Annotated in this window: 5 protein-coding genes and 1 pseudogene; all 6 read left to right on the forward strand. The window is 57.1% G+C overall.

Annotation, left to right across the window (positions count from 1 at the left end; translation table 11 throughout):
- Positions 1 to 103 precede the first annotated feature (103 nt).
- Positions 104 to 592: a chemotaxis protein CheW gene (locus WCG50_RS15470; protein ID WP_336900497.1), complete on the forward strand. Its 489-nt coding sequence runs from the start codon at positions 104 to 106 to the stop codon at positions 590 to 592.
- Between the two features lie 29 nt (positions 593 to 621).
- Positions 622 to 3195: a methyl-accepting chemotaxis protein gene (locus WCG50_RS15475; protein WP_336900498.1), complete on the forward strand. Its 2574-nt coding sequence runs from the start codon at positions 622 to 624 to the stop codon at positions 3193 to 3195.
- Between the two features lie 8 nt (positions 3196 to 3203).
- A complete protein-coding gene (locus WCG50_RS15480; RefSeq protein ID WP_336900499.1) occupies positions 3204 to 3722 on the forward strand; it encodes a PAS domain-containing protein in 519 nt (172 codons plus the stop codon).
- Positions 3697 to 5700, forward strand: a complete 2004-nt coding sequence (locus WCG50_RS15485) for a methyl-accepting chemotaxis protein (protein ID WP_336900500.1) — start codon at positions 3697 to 3699, stop codon at positions 5698 to 5700. Before WCG50_RS15480 ends, WCG50_RS15485 begins: the two co-directional genes overlap by 26 nt.
- Before the next feature lie 24 nt (positions 5701 to 5724).
- Entirely contained in the window at positions 5725 to 6681 is a 957-nt protein-coding gene (locus WCG50_RS15490) for a chemotaxis protein (RefSeq protein ID WP_336900501.1), read from the forward strand.
- 20 nt (positions 6682 to 6701) lie between these two features.
- Positions 6702 to 8037, forward strand: a pseudogene (locus tag WCG50_RS15495) (hypothetical protein); the annotation flags it as partial.

Consider the following 8037-nt stretch of genomic DNA (forward strand, 5'->3'; position numbering starts at 1 on the left):
CAAGCCAAGCCCGCCCCCCGCCTGAGTGCGCCTTTGCAAGCGGCATCGGTACGCGGTGGCAATAACAACTTCCGACCCTACTAACCTACTAAAACAGGCGCGCATGAATACTGACACCTCCACCCCCATGCAGTACCTGACCTTTGTACTGAGCAGCGAAGTGTTTGCCATGGACATTCGTTGTGTGCGCGAAATCATTCAGCACGGGGCCATGACAGCGGTACCGCTGATGCCCAATTTTGTTCGTGGAGTCATCAATCTGCGGGGTGCAGTGGTGCCGGTGATTGACTTGCAAGCCCGCTTTGGGCGGGAGCAGGCGCGTGTGGGCAACAAGACCTGCATCATCGTGATCGACGTCAGCCGTGAGAACGAAAAGATGGAGTTAGGCTTGATGGTGGATGCGGTCAGCGAAGTGATCGACATCTCCAAGTCCCAGATCGAGCCACCGCCCCAGTTTGGCACCACGATTCAGCGAGATTTCATTCAGGGCCTGGGCAAGGTCAATGGCGAGTTTGTGGTCATTCTGGACCCCGAGCGCGCGCTCAATATTGACGACATGGCCTTGATTGTTGAGCAGGCACAAGTGATTTAAGTTTTAACCCCACCACCACTTCGCACATCATGAAATTTTCTATCAAGACGCGCATCCTGGCTGGCTTCGCCCTGCCCATAGTTCTGTTTCTTATCTTCACAGTTTGGCTTAGCGGGCAACTCACGCAAGTCAAGCAAAGCATGCTGAATGCGTCGGAGCAAAGCGTGGAATATGCCCTGCTAGCGACTGCGATGGATAAAAATGTAGTCCAAATCCAGCAATTTTTATCGGATGTTTCGGCCACGCGGGGCAAGGATGGTCTGGATGACGGCTTTAAAAATGCCCAGGAAAACTTTGACGGTCTCAACGCCGCACTGGATAAGTTCGAGAAGAATTTCGCCAAGTCAGGCGACGCGACTTCCTTGAAAACCATTCAGGACATCAAGCTCAGTGCGGCCAGTTACTACACAACCGGCAAGGCCATGGCCGCCGCGTATGTGGCGACGGGCCCTGAAGCGGGTAACAAGCTCATGGCGGGGTTTGACGGTGCCAGCGAAACATTGCAAAAGGCCTTGACGCCCTTCGTCAAAGCCCAAATTGACCAGATGAAGCGCGACCTTGCCAGTTCTGCCGCCCGCGCTGACCAGATAGCCCAAACCGGCATGATCATCATTGCATTGGCGATGGTGTTGGCCGTTGCGGTGGCGCTTTGGGTGACTGCCAGCATCACGCGGCCACTGGCCAAGGCGTTGGGCACTGCCAAACTGGTGGCATCCGGTCAACTCGACACAAAAATTGAGGCGGACGAAAGCGAAATTGGCCAATTGCTGGCGCCCTTGGCAAAAATGCAAAGCACTTTGCAGCAGTTTGAGTCAGCCCAACGGGAGATGGCGCAACAACATGAACAAGGCATGCTCGACCATGTGATGCCGGTAGATCAGCTGGAAGGCGCCTACCGCGACATGGGTCAGTCCATCAATGATCTGGTGCAATCGCACATTGCGGTGAAGATGAAAATTGTGGAAGTGGTCACGGGCTATTCAGAAGGAAAACTGGACGTGAACATGGACCGTTTGCCCGGCCAAAAAGCCCGCATCAGCGAAGCCATGGACAAAGTCCAGCATTCTTTGAAAGAAGCCGAACAGGCAGCCCGTAGCAACTTGCGCATCCGCAACGCACTCGACAAATGCACCACCAATGTAATGATTGCCGATGTCAATCTTGACATCATTTACATGAATGAAACCGTCACGGCGATGATGCAGCGCAACGAAGCCGACCTGCGCAAGAGCTTGCCGCATTTCAACGCCCGCCAGCTCATGGGGCAAAACATTGATGTGTTCCATAAAAATCCAGCCCACCAGCGCGGACTGCTCGGCGGACTTAAATCCACCTACAAAACCCAAATTCAGATTGGCAGCCTGCATTTCAGCCTGATCGCAAATCCGATTGTGGACAGCCATGGTACCCATCTGGGCAGCGTGGTGGAGTGGTCAGACCGAACGGCCGAAGTCCGTGTTGAAAAAGAGGTGGCTGGTATCGTGGAATCGGCCGCACATGGCGACTTCAGTCAGCGCCTTGGCCTTGAAGGCAAAACCGGTTTCTTCGCCAACCTCTCCACCGGTATGAACCAGTTGCTTGATACCAGCGAACAAGGCCTGAGCGATGTCGCTGGCGTGCTGGCCGCCTTCGCTGAAGGCGACCTGACCCAACGCATCGAGCGCGACTACCAGGGCCTGTTCGGCAAAGTCAAAGACAGCGCCAATGCCACGGCTGAAAACCTGACCCGCGTCATCGGCGAAGTGCGCGACGCCGCCGACGCCCTGACGGGTGCGGCCAACCAGGTCAGCGCTACCGCGCAATCTTTGTCGCAAGCGGCCAGCGAACAAGCCGCCAGCGTCGAAGAAACCACCAGCAGTATTGACGTCATGTCCGCCTCCATCAGTCAGACCAGCGACAACGCCAAGGTCACCGACGGCATGGCCACAAAGACCAGCAAAGAGGCGGTGGACGGTGGCAGCGCCGTCAGCCAGACGGTGACCGCCATGAAGCAAATCGCCGCCAAGATCGGCATCGTGGACGACATCGCTTACCAGACCAATTTACTGGCGCTCAACGCTGCGATTGAAGCGGCCAGAGCCGGCGAACACGGCAAAGGCTTTGCCGTGGTAGCCGCTGAAGTTCGCAAACTGGCTGAACGCAGCCAGGAAGCGGCCAAAGAAATAGGCGAACTCGCCAGCAACAGCGTCACCACCGCCGAGCGCGCCGGCAAACTGCTTGATGAAATCGTGCCCAGCATCCAGAAAACCTCCGAGCTGGTGCAGGAAATTGCCGCCGCCAGTGCCGAGCAAAGCGAATCAGTGGTGCAAATTGGTGGAGCCATGGGCCAGCTCAGCAAGGCCACCCAGCAAAATGCCTCGGCGTCGGAAGAACTCGCTGCCACCAGCGAAGAACTCTCGGGCCAGGCCGAACAACTGCAGCAGTCGATTGCCTTCTTCAACACCGGTGACGGCGCGCCGCAGGTGCGCAGTCGTCAACCCGCGTTGGGACACCCCGAGCGCCGGGGCGCCAACGCCAAAGCATCTTCTCGTTTAAATGCCCCGCTTCAAGTCGCCTCTGTGCGTAGCGGCCCTGCCAGCAATGCCAATTTCCGTCCTTATTGAGTCACCGTATGAAAAATAAACAAGCGCCGACCCAGCAGGAACGGGTGATGCGGGAAGATGACTTCATCATCTCCAAAACCGATCTCAAGGGCCGCATTACTTATTGCAATCGCATCTTCATCGAGTTCTCGGGTTACACCGAAGAGGAGTTGTTGGGCGCACAGCACAACATCGTGCGTCACCCCGACATGCCGCGCGGCGTTTTCAAATTTTTGTGGGACACCTTGGGCCAGCAAAAAGAGTGCTTTGCTTATGTCAAGAACATGTCGCTGGACGGTGGGTTCTATTGGGTGTTTGCCAACATCACGCCCAATCTTGACGCCTCCGGCAAGCCCGAAGGCTATTTTTCGGTGCGCCGCAAACCCGGCCGGGGGGCGGTGTCTGCGCTGTCAGATGTTTATAAATTGATGCTCGATGAAGAGCGCCGCGCTGGGCCCAAAGATGCCTGCAACGCCTCGATTGCCTTGTTAACCAACGTTTTGAACCAGAAAGGAGTCTCCTATGAAAAATTCATCCTCTCCCTCTGAGTCATTCGGATTTGCGGCCGCCATGGGCTTGCTGCTGTTAGGGGGCGCTACCCTGCACTGGTGGCGTGACGGCTGGAACTGGCTGCCTTTGGTGTGGCTGTTGCCGTCCTTGGCCTGCCTGGGCTGGTGGACGCGTGGCCTTCAGAGAGACCGTCATTACCTGATGCAAATCCAGGCCGTTGCGCAAGAAGTTGCGCATGGCAAATTCGTCAGCCGGATCACCCATATCCCTGCCAGCGGTACTTTTCATGCCCTGTGCTGGGACCTGAACGACATGCTGGACCAGTTGGAAGCCTGCTTTCGTGAGCAGGCCACCGCGCTGCAATGTGCCAGTGAGGGCAAGTATTTCCGTCTGGCCCAGCCCGGCGGCTTGCGCGGTAGCTTCAGTGAGTCGCTCAAGCGTGCCAATGGCTCTTTGCAAACCATCGAGCAAAAGGAGTTGCAGGAAGAAAAAACCGCTGCCGACATGTTGGTGGCCCAAGAGCGTGAGCAGCGCATTGCCAACGAAAACCTGCGCATTCGCAATGCGCTGGACAAGTGCAGCACCAATGTGATGATTGCCGATGCCAGCAACACCATCATTTACATGAACGAGACCGTGACTTCGATGATGCAGCGCAACGAGTCAGAGCTGAAAAAGGCCCTGCCCCTGTTTGACGCGCACCGGCTGATTGGTCAAAACATCGATATTTTCCATAAAAACCCGTCGCATCAGCGTGGTCTGCTGGACGGTTTGCGCAGCACCCACCGGGCGCAGATTCCCGTGGGCAGACTGCATTTCAGCTTGAGTGCCAGCCCGATTCTCGATGCCGCTGGCAAGCGCATGGGCACGGTGGTCGAGTGGGCCGATCGCACACAGGAAGTGGCAACCGAGCAAGAGGTGGCTGATCTGGTGCAGGAAGCTGTCAACGGCAACTTCAGCGGTCGACTGAGCACTGAAGGTAAAACCGGTTTCTTCGCCAACCTGGGCCTGGGGATGAACCAGTTGCTCAATACCAGTGAGCAAGGCCTCACCGATGTGGCCGAGGTGCTGGCCGCCTTTGCCGAAGGCGACCTGACCAAGCGCATTGAGCACAACTACGCGGGTTTGTTTGGCAAAGTCAAAGACAGTGCCAATGCCACGGCGATAAATCTCTCGCGCGTCATTGGCGAAGTTCGGGGCGCTGCTGACGCCTTGACCGGTGCTGCCAATCAGGTGAGTGCGACTGCCCAATCGCTGTCGCAAGCGGCCAGTGAACAAGCCGCCAGCGTCGAAGAAACCACTGAATCGGTGCAGGTCATGTCGACCTCCATCGGCCAAAACAGCGACAACGCCAAGATCACCGATGGCATGGCCACCAAGACCAGCAAAGAAGCGGTCGAAGGCGGCACGGCCGTGAGCCAAACAGTCAGGGCCATGAAGCAGATCGCGTCCAAGATCGGCATCGTCGACGACATTGCCTACCAGACCAATCTGCTGGCGCTCAACGCCGCCATTGAAGCAGCCAGAGCCGGTGAGCACGGCAAAGGCTTTGCGGTGGTGGCTGCCGAGGTTCGCAAGCTCGCCGAGCGCAGCCAGGAAGCGGCCCGTGAAATCGGCGAACTGGCAGGCAGCAGTGTCTCCACCGCCGAGCGCGCCGGTAAGCTGCTCGACGAAATCGTGCCGAGCATTCAGAAGACGTCTGAGCTGGTGCAGGAGATTGCCGCCGCCAGTGCGGAGCAAAGCGAATCGGTGGTTCAAATTGGTGGTGCCATGGGGCAACTCAGCAAGGCGACCCAACAAAACGCCTCGGCCTCCGAAGAACTCGCCGCCACCAGCGAAGAACTCTCGGCTCAGGCCGAGCAATTGCAGCAATCCATCGCCTTCTTCAATGTGGGCGAAGTAAGCGCAGCCCCAACTCAGCGCCGGGTCAGTGAGAGGGCCACGGCGCCTCGTTTATCGAGCCCCCAGGTGCGCAATCCCGCCCGCGGTGCGACCACCAACTTTCGTCCCTATTAACCCGAAGTAGCCCGAGATTCCCCCGTGAGAACAGCACAACAAGAAATCGAAGAACGCACCAAACTGGCGGGCAACAACAAGTTTGAACTGTTGCTGTTTCACCTGGGGGATGCGCCTGCCAGCGGTCAGCGCGAGCTCTTTGGTATCAATGTGTTCAAGGTCCGTGAGGTGTTGGTGATGCCTGCCGTCACCGAGTTGGCCAATGCCCACGAGCACCTGATGGGGGTGGCCAACATTCGGGGGCAAATCATTCCGGTTATCAACCTGCCGGCCGTCTTGGGCTGTCAGGCCAAAAAAGGACTGAGTATTTTGATGGTCACCGAGTTTGGCCGCACGGTGCAGGCTTTTGCGGTCGAAGACGTGCGCGAAATTGTGCGACTGGAATGGGACCAGGTGCTGCCCGCCGAAGCGAGTCATGCCGGGGCCCTCATCACCGGCATTGCCCGGTTGGACGGCGCCACTGCCAACACGCGTCTGGCGCAGGTGCTGGACGTGGAGCAAATCCTGCGCAACGTCATGCCCGTGACGCACGAAGAACTCAGCCGCGAGGTGGTCGGCGATGTGTTGAAGCTGCCGGTGGGTTCGGCGATATTGGTGGCCGACGATTCGGCGGTCGCCCGCTCAGTGATTGAGCTCGGGTTGAATGCCATGGGTGCCGCCTTCATCATGGTCAAAACAGGCAAGGAAGCCTGGGATCGCTTGCAGTTGATCGCGGATGAAGCCAAAGCCGAAGGCAAAACTGTGCACGACAAAATTGCCGTGGTGTTGACCGATCTGGAAATGCCGGAGATGGATGGCTTCACCCTGACGCGTCTGATCAAACAAGACCCGCGTTTCAAAAATATTCCCGTGGTGATCCATTCCTCGCTGACCGGCACCACCAACGAAAACCACGTCAAGAGCGTGGGCGCCGATGCCTATGTCGGTAAGTTTGCACCGCGCGAGCTGGCCACGACCATTCGAAAAGTGTTGTCTGCCTGAACCAGTGGAGCCTTTAAATCATGGAAAAAACCAACGTTTCGGGGCTCTGGGCACCGGGCATGCGCCTCATGGGCAATATGAAATTTGGCGCCAAAGCCTTCCTCATCAGCCTGATTTTTTTGGTGCCGGTGTGCCTGCTAGGCTATTTCTTTAGCGCGGCGCAGTTTGAGCAGATTGATTTCAGTGCCAAGGAGCGCACGGGGGTCGTTGCATTCCAGCGCTTCTTGCCGGTCTACACCGGCGTACTCAAGACCCGCAATGCGACCCGGGCCACGCTCGGTGGTTTTGACGGGCGGTCCCAATACCAGGCCGCTCGGGTACAAACCGACCAGGCCATCAGTAATTTCGACAAATATTTATCCGAGTCGGGTGATGCACTGGTGCTCAAGCCTGAATTTGAAAAGCTCAAGACCTCTTGGGCTGGTACGTCGCAATCCATCAATGGCGCCGACAGTCAGGGACGCACCGTGTTTGGATCCGTCACCGCCTCCATCGTGACCCTGCTCAACGTGATCGGCGACAACTCCAACCTGGTGCTTGACCCTGATCTGGACAGTTTTTATCTCATGGATGCCATGGTGCTTTCCATGCCGCAGTTGGCCGAGGATCTGGGTCAGTTATGGGGCTGGGGGACCTATGCCTTGGCCCATCCTGGGTTGTCTATTGCCGATGAAAAGCGCTATATGGTTTGGGCCGTAGGCGTTGAGGCCGGGTTGAAACAGAGTCGCACCTATTTGCAAAGAGCTTTTGCTGCCAATCCCGGCCTGTCATCAAAGTTGGACATGACCGTGTTTGAAAATGTCTCGGCATTCCATAAACTGGTGGCCGATCCAGACGCTCTCGTCAATCAAAAAGACCTGACGCCACAACAATTGTTTGAAAAAGGAGAAGCCGCAGTGTTGCGCTTGCAATCCTTTTACGAGAAAGGCTTGCCAACGCTAGACGAGCTGCTGTCCGCACGCATATCCAAAATGGAAAATCGCCTCGCGTGGATAGCCGCCGCGGTCATGGCCACACTTCTACTGGCCGCCTACCTCTTCTACAGTTTTTTCCTGGTCGCCCATGGCGGTTTGCAGTTGATCCGGCATCACCTGCAGGCCATGGCCGATGGCGAACTGAGTACGGCCCCAGACCAACCACAGGGGCGTGACGAAACGGCTGAAGTGTTGAATTCACTGATCACGATGCAAGCCGTACTGGCACAGTTTCGGCAAGCGCAAGCGGAGATGGCGCGCCAGCACGACCTCGGCATGATCGACTACAGAATGCCCTTGCAGTCGTTGCCAGGTGACTACGGTGTGATGGCGCAAGCCGCCAACGAAGTGGTGCAATCGCACATCGCGGTAAAGATGAGAA

Origin of the sequence: Rhodoferax sp. (assembly GCF_037143375.1) — a bacterium.
Classification (GTDB): Bacteria; Pseudomonadota; Gammaproteobacteria; order Burkholderiales; family Burkholderiaceae_C; genus Rhodoferax.

Excerpts from the sequence above, each read along its gene's own strand:
- WCG50_RS15475 (WP_336900498.1), top strand. The coding sequence starts at position 622 with ATGAAATTTTCTATCAAGACGCGCATCCTGGCTGGCTTCGCCCTGCCC.
- WCG50_RS15485 (WP_336900500.1), top strand. The coding sequence starts at position 3,697 with ATGAAAAATTCATCCTCTCCCTCTGAGTCATTCGGATTTGCGGCCGCC.
- WCG50_RS15480 (WP_336900499.1), top strand. The coding sequence starts at position 3,204 with ATGAAAAATAAACAAGCGCCGACCCAGCAGGAACGGGTGATGCGGGAA.
- WCG50_RS15470 (WP_336900497.1), top strand. The coding sequence starts at position 104 with ATGAATACTGACACCTCCACCCCCATGCAGTACCTGACCTTTGTACTG.